The organism is Flavobacterium cupreum (assembly GCF_003996965.1).
Lineage (GTDB): Bacteria > Bacteroidota > Bacteroidia > Flavobacteriales > Flavobacteriaceae > Flavobacterium > Flavobacterium cupreum.
On the sequence record NZ_QWDM01000004.1, the window covers coordinates 293,223 to 312,944 of the forward strand.

The 19,722-nt window shown below is 36.1% G+C and carries 18 protein-coding genes; 9 read left to right on the top strand and 9 right to left on the bottom strand.

The window, feature by feature from the left end; genetic code table 11:
• Window positions 1–60: 60 nt before the first annotated feature.
• Window positions 61–2,754 (bottom strand): carboxypeptidase-like regulatory domain-containing protein, encoded by a 2,694-nt coding sequence (locus tag D0817_RS07915; RefSeq protein ID WP_127337853.1) that lies wholly within the window; start codon window positions 2,752–2,754, stop codon window positions 61–63.
• Between the two features lie 42 nt (window positions 2,755–2,796).
• Window positions 2,797–3,705 (bottom strand): GLPGLI family protein, encoded by a 909-nt coding sequence (locus tag D0817_RS07920; RefSeq protein WP_127337854.1) that lies wholly within the window; start codon window positions 3,703–3,705, stop codon window positions 2,797–2,799.
• A gap of 221 nt (window positions 3,706–3,926) precedes the next feature.
• On the opposite strand from D0817_RS07920, the gene D0817_RS07925 reads away from it, so the two are divergent.
• The 3 genes from D0817_RS07925 to D0817_RS07935 all read left to right on the top strand — a co-directional run bounded on the left by D0817_RS07925 (window position 3,927) and on the right by D0817_RS07935 (window position 5,705).
• A complete protein-coding gene (locus D0817_RS07925; RefSeq protein WP_127337855.1) occupies window positions 3,927–4,742 on the top strand; it encodes a hypothetical protein in 816 nt (271 codons plus the stop codon).
• The gene (locus tag D0817_RS07930) at window positions 4,742–5,356 is read left to right on the top strand and encodes a deoxynucleoside kinase (RefSeq protein WP_127337856.1); all 615 of its coding nucleotides are present in this window, start codon (window positions 4,742–4,744) and stop codon (window positions 5,354–5,356) included. The genes D0817_RS07925 and D0817_RS07930 overlap by 1 nt, the downstream gene beginning before the upstream one ends.
• Before the next feature lie 169 nt (window positions 5,357–5,525).
• The gene (locus D0817_RS07935) at window positions 5,526–5,705 is read left to right on the top strand and encodes a transcriptional regulator (RefSeq protein WP_127337857.1); all 180 of its coding nucleotides are present in this window, start codon (window positions 5,526–5,528) and stop codon (window positions 5,703–5,705) included.
• Window positions 5,706–5,758: 53 nt separating this feature from the next.
• Here the strand turns inward: D0817_RS07935 and D0817_RS07940 are convergent, their stop codons facing one another.
• The 6 genes from D0817_RS07940 to D0817_RS07965 form a co-directional block, all read right to left on the bottom strand.
• Window positions 5,759–8,308 carry a sodium-translocating pyrophosphatase gene (locus D0817_RS07940; protein ID WP_127337858.1) on the bottom strand — a complete coding sequence of 850 codons (2,550 nt, stop codon included), beginning with the start codon at window positions 8,306–8,308 and terminating at the stop codon, window positions 5,759–5,761.
• A gap of 112 nt (window positions 8,309–8,420) precedes the next feature.
• Window positions 8,421–8,951, bottom strand: a complete 531-nt coding sequence (locus D0817_RS07945) for an inorganic diphosphatase (RefSeq protein ID WP_127337859.1) — start codon at window positions 8,949–8,951, stop codon at window positions 8,421–8,423.
• A gap of 110 nt (window positions 8,952–9,061) precedes the next feature.
• Complete coding sequence (locus D0817_RS07950) at window positions 9,062–9,661, bottom strand: DNA-3-methyladenine glycosylase family protein (RefSeq protein ID WP_127337860.1); 600 nt, start codon at window positions 9,659–9,661, stop codon at window positions 9,062–9,064.
• 897 nt (window positions 9,662–10,558) lie between these two features.
• Window positions 10,559–13,060, bottom strand: a complete 2,502-nt coding sequence (locus tag D0817_RS07955; RefSeq protein ID WP_127337861.1) for a DUF5686 family protein — start codon at window positions 13,058–13,060, stop codon at window positions 10,559–10,561.
• Between the two features lie 67 nt (window positions 13,061–13,127).
• Window positions 13,128–14,105: a pyruvate dehydrogenase complex E1 component subunit beta gene (locus tag D0817_RS07960; RefSeq protein WP_127337862.1), complete on the bottom strand. Its 978-nt coding sequence runs from the start codon at window positions 14,103–14,105 to the stop codon at window positions 13,128–13,130.
• Between the two features lie 101 nt (window positions 14,106–14,206).
• A complete protein-coding gene (locus tag D0817_RS07965; protein WP_127337863.1) occupies window positions 14,207–14,437 on the bottom strand; it encodes a hypothetical protein in 231 nt (76 codons plus the stop codon).
• Between the two features lie 146 nt (window positions 14,438–14,583).
• Here D0817_RS07965 and D0817_RS07970 point away from each other — a divergent pair, with 146 nt between their 5' ends.
• The 4 genes from D0817_RS07970 to D0817_RS07985 all read left to right on the top strand — a co-directional run bounded on the left by D0817_RS07970 (window position 14,584) and on the right by D0817_RS07985 (window position 18,158).
• Window positions 14,584–15,330, top strand: coding sequence for an electron transfer flavoprotein subunit beta/FixA family protein (locus tag D0817_RS07970; protein ID WP_127337864.1), 747 nt, complete (start codon window positions 14,584–14,586; stop codon window positions 15,328–15,330).
• A 145-nt stretch (window positions 15,331–15,475) separates the two neighbouring features.
• Window positions 15,476–16,444, top strand: a complete 969-nt coding sequence (locus tag D0817_RS07975) for an electron transfer flavoprotein subunit alpha/FixB family protein (RefSeq protein ID WP_127337865.1) — start codon at window positions 15,476–15,478, stop codon at window positions 16,442–16,444.
• Between the two features lie 165 nt (window positions 16,445–16,609).
• Window positions 16,610–17,233: a bifunctional nuclease family protein gene (locus D0817_RS07980; RefSeq protein ID WP_127337866.1), complete on the top strand. Its 624-nt coding sequence runs from the start codon at window positions 16,610–16,612 to the stop codon at window positions 17,231–17,233.
• 73 nt (window positions 17,234–17,306) lie between these two features.
• Window positions 17,307–18,158, top strand: a complete 852-nt coding sequence (locus tag D0817_RS07985; RefSeq protein ID WP_127337867.1) for a thymidylate synthase — start codon at window positions 17,307–17,309, stop codon at window positions 18,156–18,158.
• A gap of 31 nt (window positions 18,159–18,189) precedes the next feature.
• Here D0817_RS07985 and D0817_RS07990 read toward each other — a convergent pair whose 3' ends face one another.
• Entirely contained in the window at window positions 18,190–18,486 is a 297-nt protein-coding gene (locus tag D0817_RS07990; protein ID WP_127337868.1) for an isoamylase early set domain-containing protein, read from the bottom strand.
• A 242-nt stretch (window positions 18,487–18,728) separates the two neighbouring features.
• Here D0817_RS07990 and D0817_RS07995 point away from each other — a divergent pair, with 242 nt between their 5' ends.
• Both D0817_RS07995 and D0817_RS08000 read left to right on the top strand, forming a co-directional pair.
• Window positions 18,729–19,103 (top strand): 2TM domain-containing protein, encoded by a 375-nt coding sequence (locus D0817_RS07995; RefSeq protein ID WP_127337869.1) that lies wholly within the window; start codon window positions 18,729–18,731, stop codon window positions 19,101–19,103.
• Between the two features lie 11 nt (window positions 19,104–19,114).
• Window positions 19,115–19,597 (top strand): dihydrofolate reductase, encoded by a 483-nt coding sequence (locus D0817_RS08000; RefSeq protein WP_127337870.1) that lies wholly within the window; start codon window positions 19,115–19,117, stop codon window positions 19,595–19,597.
• Window positions 19,598–19,722: the final 125 nt, after the last annotated feature.

Consider the following 19,722-nt stretch of genomic DNA (forward strand, 5'->3'; position numbering starts at 1 on the left):
AGATATTTTATTCTTATTACAAATAGACCAACAAATATTTAATTTTTAGTAATCAAAATACTATAAGTTGTATTTCATCGAAAAGATGATGTAGCGTGGCTGAACGGTGTATTGTGACACTCTTGTAGAAAACTGGGAAAAGTTGTCATCGTTAAGATACCTTGTATTTAGCAGATTTGTCGCCGCAATTTTATATTCCCACTTGCTGTCTTTTTTCTGGTAAATTAAACTGGCACTTAAAAAATCGTATTCATTGTCCACTGTTTTGCCTGAATTGTAGTAATGATAAAATTCGTACTCGGAAACAAATGCAAAACTTTCTAAAAAGTAATAATCCAATCGCGCAAAAGGCTTATCGGTATAAAAAGTCGCACCGCTGTATTTGTTAATCAAAAGATTGTAACCCAATTCAATATTCGGCAGTTTTTTATAGTTTGTTGATGCCTGAACCGTATAACTTTGTACAAAACTTTCTGTTGTTCTTAATTCATCATTTTGAATGTTATTAAATTTTGACCAGTTAAGACTTGCACTTGCTGATGCCTTATAATTTTTTAAAAATGATCGACCGTACGCCCCCATACCTGAAAAAGTTTCATCTGCTAAGTTAGAATTGTATGGAACTGAAGACTGGTTAATCCCATCAAACTTAGCCTCTGTCTTAATAGCATCTACCTTTCTTGTATAAGTTGCGTTGGCAAAAATGTTCTCAAAATTGAACATATTGTATTTAAAATAGCGAAGCGAATGTACTTGTGAGGTTGCATTTTCTAAATAACGATTTCCTCGAAACAAACTGCTGTAATCTGACAAAACGTAACCAGCAGCTAACTGATTAATATCTGTAAAATCATTATTCAAAGAGAAATTATAAGTCAGTGTTTCTGATTTTTTGATTTGATACAGAGCAAAGAAATCCGGTAATATTTTGGTGAAATTCTGCGAATAATCTGTTCCTGACTGCACATTTTTCATCGAATAAGAATGTACACTAAATCCTGGTGTTAAAGTAAATTTCCCAGTCAAAATTTTATAGTGGAATCCCATAAAAGCATCTTTAAAACTGTAATCTACACCATTATTATTTTCAGGATTATTCAAATCATTTCTGGTGCCATCATCCAGCATTTGAAAGATATGAGAATTGAAATTTTGATACGAATATGTATTTCCTAAAGTAATATTGAAGTTGCTTTTGGGTGTTACCATATAATAGTAATCCAATTTTGCATCGAGTTTATTGGTTTTTACAAAGCGATTTTGGTTATAATCATTTCTGGATTGTGCTGGATCTGTAACATACCCTGACAAAGCAAAAGGAAGGGTTTGCAAATTGGCATTATAAAACGGATTTTCGTCCTGATACAAATGCTGCATTTCAAAAGCAAAAATATTTTTATCGCTTTGTGTATAATACAAACTCAAGTTCTGATTGACAGAGGTCGGATTTTGTTTTTTTGTTGTAAAAATATTTTCTGAAGTCGCAACATCCTGCACAATCTGCTCTCTAAACAAATCTGAGTATTCTTCCTGTTTTGTCAATTTGGTTAAAATATCATAATCAAACTGAAATTTATCGCTTGGTTTATAAGTCGAGCTTAATTTAAAAAGACCTAAATTATTCTTTTGACTTGTAATTTCGTCACGTCTCTGCTGATCTCCGGAATCTAAAATCGTAGTCTGTGATTTGGTTTCCAAATCTGTTTTTGAAGTAGAAAGAATTCCGAAACCGCTTAAATTCCATTCTTTCGTTGGCGAATAGGAGAAATTAGTTGCACCAAATTTTGTTTCAATTTCCTTCGCGCGATTGTTTCGTAAAATCGAAATCCCCAAATCGTTTGATGATACATTAAAATTACTGCCGCCTTTTTTCATCATGTTCTTAAACCCTCCGCTGAACTTAAAATAATCCTGGGCTGTAAGTGGCAGTTCCCCGATATTATTAAAATTGGTGATTAGGTTAATGCTGTATTTCGGACTGTAATAAAATAACTTGGGATTTATAATATACCGGCTGTCCAGTTCGCCGACTCCGGTTCCGGCTGTCATGTCTCCAAACCAGAAGTTCTTTTTCCCTTCTTTCAGTTTAATGTTCATAGCGACATTATCCTGATCGTTTTCGAGCCCTTTCAAAGCGCCGACTTCGTTATAATTTCGCAAAACCTGAACTTTGTCGATGGCATCTGCCGGAATATTTTTGACGCCCAATTTGGTGTCTCCGTCAAAAAAATCTTTGCCTTCCACCATTAATTTCGAGACTTTTTTGCCCTCTACTTCTATTTCTCCGTCGGCATTTACCTCAACACCGGGCAGTTTTTTAAGAATATCTTCGAGTTTCTTTTCGGTTCCGGATTTAAACGAATCGGCATTATACACAATGGTATCGCCTTTTATCGAAACAGGCATTTCGCGTACAATTTCAACATCATCCAGTTCAATTCCGGAGCCATCCATTACGATATTCTGCGCTATGTTTGCGGTTTGTGTAGCAATTGTAATTTCCTTTGATTTCATTCCGAGGTAACTCACCTTAATGACATAAGAACTATTAGGTTTCAGGGTTAACTGAAACTTACCTTTATCATTGGTAATCCCATAGGAATCCATTGCTTTTGTGGCGGAATTTACAGCCATAATATTGGCCATTTCCAACGGATTTTTCTGTTCGTCCTGAATAAAACCTTCAAAACGGACGCTTTGAGAAAATGAAATACAGCTAAATAAAAAGGCGCAGAAACAAAGTATTTTGTTCATGAAGATAAAATTAGAATAAGTAATTTACGGGAAAGATATTTTTTATCTTCCTCTCATGATTGCAGGTCCGGACGAGCCTCCGCGGTTCATCTCTCTGAATTCCTCCATTTTTTTCATTACCGTTTCATCGTATTCCTTTTGTGAAACCACTTTCCCTTTTGTAGATGCTTTTATGGTTGCTTTCTCTTTAGCGTTCAAAACAATTTTAGAACATAAAATGGTGGTTCTTCCATCGTTTACTTCCAGAATTAAACCAGGCAATCCCCAATAATTTTCAGGGCCCTGATTTACCGGGATTTCCGGCGAATACCAGGCTGTCACTATAATTTCTTTTGGCATTTCGAAATTATCTTCAAAATTGGTTTTCGTTTCTCCGGAAGTCTTTTTCGGATCATCCTTTTTTTCTTCAGGTTTTTTGTCGTCTTTATTTTTAGGCCTGAAATTTCTAAAATCCGTTTTGCTGGCTTCTTTTACAGCCGTTGCTCTATAACAGGTATACCCGCCAATTTGTTTGGTTTCAGGTTCCAGTTTCCAGTTTAGTTTTGGCAAAGAATCTGTTACGAGAAATTCCTTTCCCATAAATTCTTTATCAACTGTATAGGATTTTGTTTTTACATCTTTATAGAAAGTTCCGCCGCCACCCATGAAAGAGTTGAACATGACACGCATTCCGCCACCCTGTTGTCCCGGAGTTTCCAGTTTTTCTTCTTCTTTATAAACAGAAGCCGATTTGTCAAAGTTCAGGATAAAGGTTTTCTCGAGCATTTTTTTCATTCGCTCTTCGATGCTTTTCTGCATCTCAGGTGTAATATCCCGGTTGCCTCCTCTCATTCCTTCAATTTTAGGAGCCTGGGTTTTTGACTCGTAAACAGCCATTCCCTGAAAATCCTTCTGTGCGTGCAATTGGGTAAAAGCGAACATCAAAAACAAACAGTAGTATATATTTTTCATTGGTTTTTTTATAAAGTTAGGCAATCTTATAAAGTTACATTCAAATGTATCATTAATTTTAAAAAGGTGAAAATTAAATATATAAACACCTTAAGGCTATCGACAGAATGAACTATTAATCAGACTATTGGAAATCATAAAGGTTTAAAGTCAAAATACGGTCTGCTTTACCGGTTTCTGTGATAGTTTTTGTAATTTGGCTGTTCACAAACCCAACCATCATGAGCAGAACGTTGCGCCATTTTTTATTTATTCTTTTTATTGGCTGTTGCTCCCCGGTTATTTTGGCACAAAATCAAAAATCAAAACCTGATGCTATTTCCCGTTTTAACACAGATGCAGATGAATTTTCAGGGTATGACTCCTTTGGATATTGCTACCTCATCAAAAATAATGTTTTTCGAAAAGTAAAAGGAAATGAAACTTTTGAATATAAAAGTGTTTCACTTGGAAACATCACGAAAGTCGATTTGCAAAACCCGCTTAAAATTGTATTGTTTTATGAGGATTTCAACAGCGTTGTCCTACTCGACAATCAATTGAATAAAATTACGGAGATTAATTTTTCCCAAAACAATATCCCAATCGTAGTTACGTTTATTGGTATGTCGACACAAAATCAGCTTTGGGTTTACAATTCCCTAAACCAGCAGATTGGGCTTTTCGATTATCTCAAAAATGAATATAAAACAGTATCCACTCCCCTAACGGAAACCATTAAGTATTACCAAACCGATTTTAATACTTTTTACTGGATCGACAAGAAAAACAACTGGTTCTCGTGCGACATTTTTGGAAAAACAACTGCGTTAGGAAAAGTACCGGATTTTGATAAAATAGAAATTATGAATACGCACCAGTACATTTTCAGCAAGGGTGGTTTTTTGTTTTTTAAAGACATTTCTGATACAAATTCGAACACAATTTCTGAAATAGAAATTTTAGAAAAAACCTTTGATAAATTCTGTTACAAAGACCAAATTTTATCTATTTTTACAGCTAAAGAAATCACAAATTATAAAATCGTAACACCGTAATGCACATAGCAATAGCAGGAAATATAGGGGCAGGAAAAACAACTTTAACTAAATTATTAGCCAAGCATTTTAGGTGGGAGCCTCATTATGAAGATGTGGTTGACAACCCCTATCTTGATGATTTCTATCATCAGATGGAACGCTGGTCCTTTAATTTACAGATTTATTTCCTGAACAGCCGTTTCCGTCAGGTACTGCAGATTCGTGAAAGCGGAAAAAAAATTGTTCAGGACAGAACCATTTACGAGGACGCCCATATTTTTGCGCCCAACTTATATTCGATGGGATTAATGACAAGCCGTGATTTCGAAAATTACACTTCTTTGTTCGAATTAATGGAATCTTTGGTAAAAGCTCCGGACTTATTAATTTACTTAAGAAGTTCTATTCCAAATCTTGTAGGTCAGATTCACAAACGCGGTCGTGAGTATGAAAACTCTATTTCAATCGAGTACCTGAGCCGCCTGAACGAAAGATACGAAGCCTGGATTCAGACGTATACCAAAGGAAAATTATTGATAATTGACGTAGACAATATCAATTTTGTGGACAATCCGGAAGACTTAGGGAACATCATCAACAGAATTGATGCTGAACTAAACGGATTGTTTTAGAAACACGGATTTTTATACGATATAAAGAATGCCTCTAAAGATAATTAGAGGCATTTTTATTTTAAGAACATTTGCTAACCTGTTTTAATTTGACAAATGTTTTTAAAATGTAATTAATTTCCTATTTTTACACAGGCAAAATAGTTTCCTAATTTTAAAAATTGATAAAATGAAGATCAACGCCATTAAAACAGAAAAAGATTATGATCTGGCATTAGAAAGAGTGAATGCTCTTTTCGAGGCTAAACCTGAGACTAATGAATTCAGGGAATTAGAAGAATTAATAACTCTAATCGAAAAATATGAGGAAATTAATTATCCGATTCCGGAACCCAATCAAAATCAATAAAAAATGCCTCTAAAAACTTAGAGGCATTTTTTTATGGATAATTAGCAGCAATTTTATTTCGCTGCTTCAATTTTTGCTTTTACTTCAGCTTCAGTACCTTCATAAACCTCCGTTGTTGTTTTACCGTTCTCCGTTTTGGTCACAGTTCCCACAGTAACGCCGTTAACGGTAGAGAGATTTACTTCCAGACGGTTTTTTTCATATTTTGTTGTATCAAAACAATCTGTTTTTTGGTGTACATATTTACCGTTTGCATCGTAATGCGCCAGGCATTTTGCTGTTTCTTCAGCGGTACAGCCTTTTTCTTTGCACATTTTAATGCATTCTTCTTTGGTCATTCCGGACAAATCTCCACATTTGGAAACACCACCGGCATGCATTTCAGTTTTGGCACAACAAGAAGCTTTGTCAGTCATAGCCAGAGCAGAATGACCTTCCCCTAAAATAGGTGCGATTACCAAACCAATCAAACAAGTTAATTTAATCAGGATATTCATAGACGGACCCGAAGTATCTTTAAACGGATCTCCAACCGTATCACCCGTTACAGCTGCTTTATGCGCATCGGAACCTTTGTAGGTCATTTCGCCATTGATCAGAACTCCTGCTTCAAAAGATTTTTTAGCATTGTCCCAGGCTCCTCCGGCATTGTTTTGGAAAACAGCCCAAAGTACACCCGAAACGGTAACACCAGCCATATATCCACCTAACATTTCAGCGATTAGCTGATTATTGTCTGCGTAAACCAATTTTCCTAACAGCACAATGGCAATTGGGAAACCAATAGTCAAAATTCCCGGCAGCATCATTTCGCGTAAAGCTGCTTTTGTCGAAATTTCAACACATTTTCCATATTCCGGTTTTCCGGTTCCTTCCATAATTCCGGGGATTTCCTTAAACTGACGACGAACTTCGTACACCATGTCCATAGCTGCTTTTCCAACAGAATTCATAGCCAAAGCAGAGAACACTACAGGAATCATTCCACCGACAAATAACATCGCTAAAACAGGTGCTTTAAAGATATTGATCCCGTCAATTCCCGTAAAGGTTACATACGCGGCAAATAAAGCCAGCGAAGTTAAGGCTGCAGAAGCAATCGCAAAACCTTTTCCGGTCGCTGCTGTTGTATTTCCTACAGAATCCAGAATATCGGTTCTGGTACGAACTTCTTTTGGCAATTCGCTCATTTCTGCGATTCCTCCGGCATTATCTGAAATTGGCCCGAAAGCATCAATTGCCAATTGCATGGCCGTAGTTGCCATCATGGCCGAAGCTGCCAAAGCCACGCCATAGAAACCTGCTAAAGCGTAAGAAATCCAGATGGCTGCTGCGAATAACAATACGGTTGGAAAAGTTGAAATCATTCCCGTCGCTAAACCTGCAATAACATTCGTACCTGCTCCTGTTGATGATTTCTGAACAATAGCCATTACCGGTTTTGTACCCAAACCTGTATAATATTCCGTAACGGATGAAATGGCTCCACCCACTACCAGACCAACTAAAGTGGCATAGAAAACACGCATGGAAGAAATCTGCTGTGCTCCTTCTCCGAAGAATTCCATTGTCATTACTTCAGGTAACATATAGCTGACCAAAAAGAAACAGGCAATTGCCGTTAAGACAATCGAAACCCAGTTTCCTATATTTAACGCTTTTTGTACTTGTGCTTCTTTGGCATTGTCATCTGATATTTTTACCAATGTAGTTCCGATAATTGAAAATAAAATTCCGAAACCGGCAATCGCCATTGGCAATAAAATTGGACCAATTCCTCCAAAAGCATCCTGGATATTTCCGCCCATATCTTTGATGACATAGTTTCCTAAAACCATAGCCGCTAAAACTGTTGCGACATACGAACCAAACAAATCGGCTCCCATACCTGCGACATCTCCTACATTATCTCCTACGTTATCTGCGATTGTTGCCGGGTTACGGGGATCGTCTTCGGGAATTCCGGCTTCGACCTTACCTACTAAATCGGCACCTACATCGGCAGCCTTTGTATAAATTCCACCACCAACTCTGGCAAACAGCGCTATAGATTCAGCGCCAAGTGAAAATCCTGCCAATGTCTCTAACACTTTTGTCATATCTTCAGAGGAAGTCCAGACGCCATTCATGAATATCTGAAAGAAAACAATAAAGAAACCTGTCAGTCCTAAAACTGCTAAACCAGCAACGCCAAGTCCCATTACGGTACCGCCTCCAAAAGAAACTTTTAGGGCCTGCGGTAAACTGGTACGGGCTGCCTGTGTTGTTCTGACGTTTGTTTTTGTGGCAATTTTCATTCCCATATTTCCTGCTAAAGCCGAAAAAAAAGCGCCAAAAATAAACGCTACTACTATTAATATATGTGTGGTGGGAACAATAAATGAAATTCCTGCCAAAACTAAACTGGCCACGATTACGAAAAAAGTCAGCAATCGGTATTCTGCTTTTAAAAAGGCAAGTGCACCTTCGTAAATGTGATCTGAAATCTCTTTCATTTTGCCATCGCCGGCATCTTGTTTTAAAACCCAACTCCTTTTTATTCCCATGAAGAGTAATCCTAAAATTGCCATAACGATTGGCAAATAAATCATAAATGCATTCATAATATATTAATGGTTTTTGGTTAATAGTCAACAAACTAACAAAACGAATTTAAACAAAAAAGCAATACTCCTGACGGAGTATTGCTTTTTTTATAAAATAAGAGGCTTAAAATTATTTAATACTAAATAATCCCTCTGGTTTGTTTTCGATATCGTTAAAACGCTTCGTACACTCGGCAATAATTGCAAATGCTTCGTTTACATCTCCCCAGCCTTCAACATCTACTTGTTTGTTTTCAAGATCTTTGTAAACCTGGAAGAAATGCTCGATTTCTTTCAATAAGTGGGCGTTTATATCTGAAAGATCATTTAATGAATTCCAGATTGGATCTGAAACCGGTACACAGATAATTTTTTCGTCTGGTCCTTTGTCATCTGCCATATGGAAAACACCAATTGGTTTTACTTCTATAACACATCCTGGAAAAGTTGGTTCGTTTATTAAAACCAATACATCAAGAGGATCACCGTCAAGAGCTAAAGTTTCAGGAATAAATCCGTAATCAGCCGGGTACATCATTGAAGAGAATAACATTCTGTCAAAACGCATTCTTTTAATTTCAAAATCGTACTCGTATTTATTTCTGCTTCCTCTTGGTATTTCGATTAATACATCGAAAGTTGTTAGTTTGTCTGCGGTCATTTTTCTTTTTTATTATATCTTTAATTTCGGTTGCAAAAGTAACTAAAGAATCCTTTTTTACAATAAAAAAACCGGTTAAATGTCTGCTTTACGTTTTAAAAAACAATCATTTAATAGGTAATTTTCCGATTTCGCTTATTTAAGTAATAATGCCATAGCAAATAGGTTGCATAAGAGCGATACGGACTCCATTGCTGTGCATGAATTTCCATTTCCTGTTTGTCATGAATATCCAGCAATTCTTTGATAGTATTGATGACTGCAATATCCCCAAGGGGAATCAAATCGGGTTCCTGCAGACAAAACATCAGGTAGATATCAATCGTCCAATTGCCTATTCCTTTTAGTTTAATGAGTTCTTCCCTGACCTGTTTTGCTGACTTTGTGGCCAAGCTTTCAATATCGAGCTCGTTACTTAAAACAGCATCTGCTAAAATTTTAATATATTTTGTCTTCTGACGGCTTACGCCAAGACTTCTAAATTCTTCGTCCGGCAAAACCGACATTGTTTCGGGATTACAAGTTGTGTATGCTTTTATTTTTAAGAATGTGGCTTTCGCAGAATCAATCGAAACCTGCTGCTCGAGTATTAGCAGTACCAAAGTTTCAAAACCCTGTGGACGTTTTGGGATTTGTGGTAATCCGTATTTTTCTATTATTTGAAGAAAAATTGGGCTTTTAGCAGCTAAATGATCGATTGCTTCTTGCATAACTTAGATTCAGGTGTCTACCAAAATTAAATAAAAAATCCTGCAAAAGGGGAAAAGTTTTTTTGCTCGCAAATTTGGCAGATTAAGCGGATTTTAAATGCTTAAAATGCAGATATAAGAAAATTAGAAACAGCAATATAAAAAATCTGCTTAATCTTCCGAATCTGCGGGAAAATTAAGCTACTTTAAATTAATCACGCAAGGGCGCAGAGTTTTTTTTTGCTCGCAGATTTGGCAGATGACGCAGATTTTTAATTGTTTAATGCTTAAAATACAAATAAAAAAAAGTAAAAACAGTAATAAAAAATCTGTTTAATCAGGAAAATCTGCGAGAAATTAATCTGTGTTTAAATTAATCACGCAAAGACGCAAAGTTTTTTTTTGCTCGCAGATTTGGCAGATGACGCAGATTTTTAATTGTTTAATGCTTAAAATACAAATAAAAAAAAGTAATAAAAAATCTGCTTAATCAGGAAAATCTGCGAGAAATTAATCTGTGTTTAAATTAATCACGCAAAGACGCAAAGGCGCAAAGTTTTTTTTGCACGCAGATTTGGCAGATGACGCAGATTTTTAATGTTTAATGCTTAAAATACAGATATAAGAAAAATATAGAAACATCAATAAAAAAAAATCTGCCCAATCTGCCGAATCTGCGAGAAATTAAGCTTTTATAAATTAATCGCGTAAGGAGGCAGAGTCGCCAAGTTTTTTTATGCAGATTTAAAGGATTCTATCTTAAAATACATAACCTGCGTTAATCCGTGTAATCCGCCAAATCCATGTAAAATAATCTAAACTCCTATCGTTAATCAGATATAAACAAAAAACGCCAGGATGCAAGAAATAAAACCTGGCAACCTGGCGTTTTTTTATGAGATTTTTTTACTCTAAATATTAAAAATAGAACCCGAAAGATCCCTTTACTGCAAATTTATTCGCATCAGGATTATTTAAATAACTGCCTCTCCAGGAGAAATCAATACGGAATACTTTGAAGATATTTCCGATTCCTGCATTATATTCCCAGTATACATTTTCCGGTGCCACGTAAGGCTGGTCGGAAGCATTTATGGCTCTGTTGGCATTAGAAATGGTTCCATAAACTCCTTTTACTCCTACAAACTCTCTCCAGTTTAGTTTTCTCATAAACGGAATTCGGGCGAATAATCTTCCGCCGAAATCATGATTCCATTGTAGTGTTGTATACTGATCTGTAATGAATTCGTAGAAATTTAAATTACTAAAGGTATTTTCTATCGTAAAATAAGTCTGATTTCCCGGAATTACGCTCATTAACCCCAACGGAATAGTCCCGAAAGTTTTTCCTGTTTCCAGAATAATATTCGATCTTCCTAACGGCCCGATAATGATAGGCTGTTTATAAAACAACTGTATTTTTTCGTAAGCGAAATCGCTCTGCATCACCCCTTTAAGTCCATAGCTGAAATTAATAAAGAAGTGGCTGAAAGGACTGTCTACCAAATCACGTTCTACTCCAAAACCAATTGTTTTTCGTTTCGGCATAAGTTCAAACTGAACATTGGCCTCAAACTGTTTTACTTCGCTTGCAACAACTCCTGCAGGATTTGCGGCAGTGGGCAGTGTGGTATAATAATCTAAACTAAACGTTGGCGATGCTGATGCTAAGGTCCTGTATGAAATACCGGCCTGAACTACAAAGTTTTTAATCGGCTCCATTTCCACAGAAACATTGCTCAGATTAATATTGGTCAGTTTTCCGTTACTTCCCGTTGTAAACAAGGCAGAAGAAGCAAAACTTCGTCCTAAAATATCATTTGTTGTCGTTAAACTGGCACCGATCTGTTCGATGTCACGCCTGTTTCCTCCGGAAATAATAACGCGTTTTTGCTTATCGACCATCCATTTTCCGGATGCTCCGTATTTAAATTTATGATCATCAAAGCCATAAGCGGTATACGCCTGTACACGCCACGGATCATTTGGTCCGAAATAGGTTCGTCCGCCTACGCGTAAACGCAGACCTTCAACTTCATTGTAACCAAATGTGGAAAAAATTGGTCCGTAATCAAAGTTTTTAAATTCAACATAACCGCTTCCTAAAATAGAAACCAAACTATACAACTGCTTGAACCTTTTAACGGTTTGAAGGGTATCCAGCATTTTATAAATGCCTGCTTCGTCCTTGTTCAGTTTTTCGAAACGATTCTCCTCCCAAAATTCAGGAGGCCGGTCATAGACCGCATTATCAATAAAATTGACCTCTTCTTTATAAAACTTCTCCGGTTTCGGGATATTAAATTTATGATTTCGGAACAGGGTGGTTCGCTTACCGTAAACTCCTTTTGATTTTTCCTTTTTATTCAGGGCAAAATCAGACATCATATAATCACGTGTCAATAGAAAAACAGAATCATTCTGTACCTCAAATTCCTGCTCGATATAAATATCCTTTACCCAGTTGATATTGGCGCTTTTAGTAACGCCCATATTTATTTTCTTGATGGCAAAAGTCGTATCGTTGACCCAGAAATCTCCTTTAAACGTCAGTTCGTTTTTACGTCTCGGATAAAAAACAATGTTGTAACACCATTTTTTATCAATAAACGCACTGTCTTTCAACACATAATTGTAAACATCAATTCCTGTTCTTGAGAGCGGGCTCGTAAAACTCTTATCAAAAAATGTAAGGTGATTGTCGTAAATATTATAATCCGAATAAAGGTCTTTTACGAAAGCCAGAATTTGCTGATTTCCATTAAATCCTGATGTTTTACTCCCCGTAATATTCTCTTTTGTTTTTTTAAGTTTATTGTCGCCGTAAACATCATATACCGATTCGTTGATGAAAATCGGGAGGTACGTTTTTCCGGTAACATCAGAAGTATCCACATGATCAAACACAAACTCCATTCCTTTGAAGAGTTTATTTTTCATGAAAGCACTGTCAATCGTATTCATATCGAATTCGACTTTTTCGTACTTCTGCATTTGATACTGATTGAACTGGTACAATCCGTTTTTACGCTTTCGTTCCCAGATTTTTCTCAGGATATCTAAGGCCGGATTGTTTTTCTTTGATGTTTTTCCGGTAAAAATTACAACTTCATTAAGTGCCTCGGCTTCACCCAAAACAATTTTAAAATCATAATTCACCGCTTTTTCCAAAGGAACTTCCTTGTCTGAAAATCCTGCAGAGGTAACCAGTAAGGCCGTATAAGTAATAGGCGATTCCAGATAAAAACGACCGTCCTCATTTGAAACAATTCCTGTATTGGAGCCTTTAAAAATCACATTAGCAAATGGAATCGGCTGATTGGATTTATCCAAAACAATTCCACTCACTTTAGTTTGTGCAGTAGCCATATTTGCAAATGCAAATACCAAAAAGAGGCTAAGTAAAATTAATCTTTTCATAATCCGGCAAAAAAAAACTTCATCAATTAATATGACTGATGAAGTTTTATAAGTATTGTTGATTGAACTATTTGTACATTACTTTTTTTACTGCTTTTACTACATCAGCTGCGTTTGGCAACCAGTCTTTTAGTAAAACAGGAGAGTAAGGTGCAGGAGTATCCGCTGTCGTAATACGCTGAATTGGCGCATCAAGGAAGTCGAAAGCCTGTTCCTGAACGATATAAGTTATTTCAGAAGAAATACTGGCAAAAGGCCATGCTTCTTCTAATATTACCAATCGGTTTGTCTTTTTAACAGAAGTAAGAATAGCATCTTTATCCATTGGACGAACTGTTCTTAAATCGATGATCTCACATGAAATTCCTTCTTTTGCCAATTCATCTGCAGCAATAAAAGCTTCTTTGATGATTTTTCCGAAAGAAACAATAGTAACATCTTTTCCTTCACGTTTCACATCAGCAACTCCCAATGGAATTGTGTATTCTCCGTCCGGCACTTCACCTTTGTCACCATACATTTGCTCAGATTCCATAAAAATCACAGGATCATTATCGCGAATAGCTGATTTTAAAAGCCCTTTTGCATCATAAGGAGTAGAAGGCACAACCACTTTAAGACCCGGAGTATTGGCAAACCAGTTTTCTAAAGCCTGAGAGTGAGTCGCCCCTAACTGTCCTGCAGAAGCAGTTGGTCCCCTGAAAACGATAGGCACATTAAATTGCCCTCCAGTCATCTGACGCATTTTAGCAGCGTTATTTATAATCTGATCAATACCAACTAAACAGAAGTTGAAAGTCATATATTCTACGATCGGACGACAGCCATTCATTGCTGATCCTACTGCGATTCCTGTAAAACCAAGCTCTGCAATCGGAGTATCGATTACTCTTTTTTCGCCAAACTCAGCAAGCATTCCTTTTGAAGCTTTGTAAGCTCCGTTGTATTCTGCAACTTCTTCGCCCATTAAATATATGGATTCATCGTGACGCATTTCTTCGCTCATCGCTTCACAAATGGCCTCTCTAAATTGTATTGTTCTCATATTTATATTGTATGTTGAATTTTCTGAAGAGCAAAAATAAATATTTTAAATAACTTAAAAGCATAAATTGAATTTAAAATCACACTAACTTCCCTATCCCTTTAGCTTTTAACTTTTAAAAATATATTATGCTGTTTACGAAATCGATGTAATTCCCCTTTTTTTATTCCGCTGTCCTTTTTACACAAACTTTGGTGTATTTGTTTCTTTTTAAATGGTACCCGCATTGATTCTTCTAAATTAAACAGGAATAATTGCGGTAATTCAGCTACTGCAAACCTGCTCTGCTTTGCAAAATTCCTAAGAATCAGTTCAAATGAATCTATTTTCATTTTCATTTTCCGATGAAAGGCTGTCAAAAATCCGGAATCTTCGAAAACGTAATAGTTTTTAAAAAATATTATGCATGCATAGTATATTATTCCGATTTTAATTTCTAAATTTGTAAAAGAATATTATAAATATAAATTATATACTTATGAAAATATTAGTTTGCATCAGCCATGTGCCTGATACTACTTCAAAAATTAACTTCTCAAATGGTGACTCAGAATTCGATACCAATGGTGTACAATATGTGATTAATCCTAATGACGAGTTTGGTTTAACACGTGCGATCTGGTTTCAGGAGCAACAAGGTGCTACTGTAACTGTAGTAAATGTTGGAGGTCCTGATACTGAGCCAACTTTACGTAAAGCGCTTGCTATTGGTGCAAATGAAGCTATTCGCGTAAATGCAAACCCAACTGATGGTTTTTTTGTTGCAAAACAATTGGCTGAAGTAATTAAAACCGGTGGTTACGATTTAGTAATCGCAGGAAAAGAATCTTTAGATTATAATGGCGGAATGGTTCCGGGAATGATTGCAGGAATTTTAGGCTCTAACTTCCTAAACTCCTGTACAAGTGTAACTGTTGACGGAAACAACGTGAAAGCGGTTCGTGAAATTGATGGTGGAAAAGAAACCGTAAGCACTACTTTGCCTTTGATTATCGGAGGTCAGAAAGGTCTTGTTGAAGAAAAAGATTTACGTATTCCGAACATGAGAGGAATTATGACAGCAAGAACAAAAGCACTTACAATTCTTGAGCCGGTTGATGCTCCCGTAAATACAAAAGCAGTGAAATTTGAAAAACCAGCTCCTAAATCAGCAGTGAAATTAATTTCTCCTGATAATCTGGATGAGTTAGTTAATTTATTACACAACGAGGCTAAGGTGATTTAAGATTGTAGAATATAGATTTTAGATTGCTGATAGCAATGCAAAATCTAAAACTCAACATTTGATTCACTTCAAATCTAAAATCAATAATCATTTTAGATTTCAATTTTTAAAATCTGAAATCTAAAATCTAAAATCTAAAATTATTATGTCAATATTAATATATGCAGAATCTGCAGAAGGAAAATTTAAAAAAGTTGCTTTTGAATTAGCTTCTTATGCTAAAAAGGTAGCTGAATCTTTAGGAACAACCGTAACCGCTTTAACTATAAACACTAGTGATGTAAGCGAATTATCAAAATACGGAGTAGATAAAGTTTTAAAAGTAAACAACGACAAATTAGCTGGTTTTACGGCTAAAGCTTACGCTGATGTAATCAAACAAGCGGCTCAGAAAGAAGGAACAAAAGTAGTTTTACTATCTTCTACAACAGACAGTATCTATCTTTCTTCACTTGTGGCTGTGTCTTTAGAAGCTGGTTTTGCTTCCAATGTAGTTGGTTTACCAGTAAGCACTTCACCATTTCAGGTGAAAAGAAATGCGTTCTCGAACAAAGCTTTCAATATTACACAAATCGACACGGATGTAAAAGTTCTTGGTCTGGCTAAAAACTCTTACGGAATTTTCGAAAGTGCAGGAGCTGCAACGGAAGAAGATTTTAGCCCTTCAATCGGCGATAACGACTTTGGCGTAAAAGTAGAATCTGTAGAAAAAGTAACCGGAAAAGTTTCTATCGCTGATGCTGATGTTGTAGTTTCAGGAGGCCGTGGATTAAAAGGTCCTGAGAACTGGGGATTAGTAGAAGATTTAGCGGCTGTTTTAGGCGCTGCAACTGCCTGTTCTAAACCCGTTTCTGATTTAGGATGGAGACCTCACAGCGAACACGTTGGACAAACAGGAAAACCTGTTGCAACCAATCTTTACATTGCCATCGGAATCTCCGGAGCAATCCAGCATATTGCCGGTATTAACTCCTCAAAAGTAAAAGTAGTAATCAATAATGATGCGGAGGCTCCTTTCTTTAAAGTAGCGGATTATGGTGTTGTGGGGGATGCTTTTGAAATTGTGCCAAAATTAATTGAGAAATTAAAAGCCTTTAAAGCACAACATTCTTAGAAATAAAATTCTCTATAAAAATATAGCTGCCTAAAAACAAGATAATCGTATCTTTGTTTTAGGTAGCTTTTTTGTTCCATATTTTTTGATTAAAATTGCACCTTTATTTTTCAATCAAAAAAAGTATTAAAATGAGGCATTAACTGCCCTTTTTTACCCACATATATGAGTCTAGTAAAACTATCCATAAAAGGAATCTCGTACAGTCAAACTCAAAATGGCGCTTATGCCCTTATTTTGAATGAAGTTGATGGCGAAAGAAAACTTCCGATCGTTATTGGCGCTTTTGAAGCACAGTCGATCGCTATTGCCTTAGAAAAAGAAATAAAACCTCCACGCCCGCTGACACACGATTTATTCAAAAACTTCGCTGAAAGATTTGATATTGTAGTGAAACAGGTCATTATCCATAAACTTGTCGACGGTGTGTTTTACTCCAGTTTAATCTGTGAAAGGGATAAAATCGAAGAAATAATCGATGCCAGAACATCTGATGCCATAGCTTTGGCATTGCGTTTTAATGCTCCTATTTTTACGTATAAAAACATTCTGGATAAAGCAGGAATTTATCTGAAATCAAATTCTGCAGAGACAGATCAGGGCGCTCAGGAAATAGATGATGTCTTATCAAACCCGGAGACCTTTGGACGTGAGGAAGAAAGCAACCAGTCCGGTGATGTGTATGCAAAGCACAGCCTGCAGGAACTAAACGATCTTTTAGATCAGGCTGTTTCTCAGGAAGATTATGAAAAAGCAGCTAAAATCAGAGATGAAATCTCGAAAAGATAAATTCAATGCTTAATCGTTAAACCGTTTATTCGTTAAATCGATTAAACAATTAAACGAATAACCGAATACAACTATGAAACAATACTTAGATTTAGTAAAACATGTTTTAGAAAACGGTAACCAAAAAGGGGACCGTACAGGAACCGGAACAAAAAGTGTTTTTGGATACCAGATGCGTTTTGATTTAAGTGAAGGTTTCCCAATGGTTACGACCAAAAAATTACACTTAAAATCGATCATTTACGAATTGCTCTGGTTTTTAAAAGGCGATACCAATATTAAATATCTTCAGGAAAACGGAGTAAAAATCTGGGATGCCTGGGCCAATTCAAACGGAGATCTTGGACCTGTTTACGGACATCAGTGGCGTAACTGGAACAGTGAAGAAATTGATCAGATTTCGGAATTGATTACGGAATTAAAAACAAATCCGAACAGCAGGAGAATGCTTGTTTCTGCATGGAATCCATCGGTTCTGCCGGATACAAAAAAATCATTTGAAGAAAATGTAGCCAACAACAAAGCCGCATTGCCTCCATGCCATGCTTTTTTTCAGTTCTATGTGACGAGTCCCGATATTGAAAAAGGAGAAACAAAAGGAAAATTATCGTGCCAGCTGTACCAGCGAAGCGCTGATATATTTTTGGGAGTTCCGTTCAATATTGCTTCTTATGCACTTTTAACCATGATGATTGCACAAGTTTGCGACTTAGAGTATGGTGAATTCATTCACACTTTTGGAGACGCCCATATCTATAACAATCATTTTGAACAATTAGAATTGCAATTGACCCGTGAACCGAAACCATTACCAAAAATGATTTTAAATCCGGAGATTAAAAACATTTTTGATTTTGACTATAATGATTTTACTCTTTTAGATTACGAGCCACACGCCGGCATAAAAGGAAGTGTTGCTGTATAAAATATAAAATCCGCTTTCTAAGCGGATTTTTTTATACGACTAACACACTGTTTTCACTTCCTGCAAAATCATTCCATTTATAAGAATCAGCTTCCGGTTCATTAACGTAAGTCCCGTCGATTACGTATTTGAACTCGTAAATGGCATCTTTAACCAGATCATAGGTTGCTTTAAAAGTTCCGTTTTTCAATTTACTTAAAGTTCCCTCCTGGGCATTCCAGTTGTTAAAATCTCCGACTACAGCTGCCGCACTGGCATCTTTAGCGTCGATTGAAAATGTAACTTTACAAACTGGTTTCGTTTTTACAAATTGTTTTCTTAAAGCCATAACTATTTAATTTTTAGATTGATACAACTAAATTACATAAATTAACAGGAAGATTCGATACGCATGGAACAGATTTATGATAATATTAAAAAGGATATGTATTTTTAGTCGCATTCATAATTTATCCCTGCTTAAATTTTGGATTTCAGATTCTTAGCTCGATTTAAAGCAAATATTCTGCGGTCAAAATATTGTGTTTTAAAAATAAATTCTAACTTTATAATCTTATTATTTTAAATCTTATGGAAAAAGAAGTGCACGAGCAATATGAATATGCCAGAAGAAGAATGAGGCAAAAGAAAATACTCTATTTCCATTTTGTTTTATTTCTTTTAGGCAGCCTGTTTTTATTTATTGCGAATCGGTTTTTTGGATTTGGCACCAACACGGCTGCTACTGCTACCACTACTGCCGGTACTACTCAAAATTGGTGTATCTGGGCGATAACTATATGGTTTTTCATTTTTATCCTGCATTTCATAAAAGTTTATATTACAGACAGATTTATGAATAAAAACTGGGAAAGAGAGCAAATTGACCGACTTGTTGCCTTGCAGCAAAAAAGGATAAGCCAATTAGAATCAAGAATAGAAGAGAATACCGAAAACAAAATTTAGTTCAGCATACCATGATTATAATGATAGCGGCTGTTGCCGAAAACAATGCCCTTGGGAAAAATAATGAGTTGGTCTGGCACCTGCCCAATGACTTTAAAAGATTCAAAGCATTAACCACCAACCATTATATTGTAATGGGAAGAAAGACTTTTGAAAGTTTTCCAAAGCCATTACCGAACAGGACCCATGTGATTATAACACGCCAAAAAGACTATAATCCCGAAGGCTGCATCGTTGTGGATAGTATTGAAAGAGCCCTTGCAGTATGCCCTGAAAACGAGGATTCGTATATAATTGGCGGAGGTGAGATCTATAACCTGGCCCTGCCGTATGCAGATATTATTGAAATAACGAAAGTGCATCACACTTTTGAGGCTGATACTTTTTTTCCAAAAATCAATAAAAACGAATGGCAACTGGTTGAAGCCGAAACGAATCTCAAAGATGAAAAACATCAATATGATTATACTTACGAAACTTACATTAAGAAATAAATAAAAAAACATCCTCAGCTGAGGATGTTTTTAGTTAAAGTGATTTCCGGTTTGGACTTTTCAAGAGCAGAATTGGATAAAAAATAAAAATCAACTGACGTGATTGTTACAACATAATATACTAA

Coding starts and splice junctions, on each gene's coding strand:
- D0817_RS07965 (WP_127337863.1), bottom strand. CDS start 14,437: ATGAAAATAGATTCATTTGAACTGATTCTTAGGAATTTTGCAAAGCAG.
- D0817_RS07970 (WP_127337864.1), top strand. CDS start 14,584: ATGAAAATATTAGTTTGCATCAGCCATGTGCCTGATACTACTTCAAAA.
- D0817_RS07925 (WP_127337855.1), top strand. CDS start 3,927: ATGAGCAGAACGTTGCGCCATTTTTTATTTATTCTTTTTATTGGCTGT.
- D0817_RS07990 (WP_127337868.1), bottom strand. CDS start 18,486: ATGGCTTTAAGAAAACAATTTGTAAAAACGAAACCAGTTTGTAAAGTT.
- D0817_RS07935 (WP_127337857.1), top strand. CDS start 5,526: ATGAAGATCAACGCCATTAAAACAGAAAAAGATTATGATCTGGCATTA.
- D0817_RS07985 (WP_127337867.1), top strand. CDS start 17,307: ATGAAACAATACTTAGATTTAGTAAAACATGTTTTAGAAAACGGTAAC.
- D0817_RS07960 (WP_127337862.1), bottom strand. CDS start 14,105: ATGAGAACAATACAATTTAGAGAGGCCATTTGTGAAGCGATGAGCGAA.
- D0817_RS07940 (WP_127337858.1), bottom strand. CDS start 8,308: ATGAATGCATTTATGATTTATTTGCCAATCGTTATGGCAATTTTAGGA.
- D0817_RS07975 (WP_127337865.1), top strand. CDS start 15,476: ATGTCAATATTAATATATGCAGAATCTGCAGAAGGAAAATTTAAAAAA.
- D0817_RS07945 (WP_127337859.1), bottom strand. CDS start 8,951: ATGACCGCAGACAAACTAACAACTTTCGATGTATTAATCGAAATACCA.
- D0817_RS07955 (WP_127337861.1), bottom strand. CDS start 13,060: ATGAAAAGATTAATTTTACTTAGCCTCTTTTTGGTATTTGCATTTGCA.
- D0817_RS07930 (WP_127337856.1), top strand. CDS start 4,742: ATGCACATAGCAATAGCAGGAAATATAGGGGCAGGAAAAACAACTTTA.
- D0817_RS07950 (WP_127337860.1), bottom strand. CDS start 9,661: ATGCAAGAAGCAATCGATCATTTAGCTGCTAAAAGCCCAATTTTTCTT.
- D0817_RS07915 (WP_127337853.1), bottom strand. CDS start 2,754: ATGAACAAAATACTTTGTTTCTGCGCCTTTTTATTTAGCTGTATTTCA.
- D0817_RS08000 (WP_127337870.1), top strand. CDS start 19,115: ATGATTATAATGATAGCGGCTGTTGCCGAAAACAATGCCCTTGGGAAA.
- D0817_RS07995 (WP_127337869.1), top strand. CDS start 18,729: ATGGAAAAAGAAGTGCACGAGCAATATGAATATGCCAGAAGAAGAATG.
- D0817_RS07920 (WP_127337854.1), bottom strand. CDS start 3,705: ATGAAAAATATATACTACTGTTTGTTTTTGATGTTCGCTTTTACCCAA.
- D0817_RS07980 (WP_127337866.1), top strand. CDS start 16,610: ATGAGTCTAGTAAAACTATCCATAAAAGGAATCTCGTACAGTCAAACT.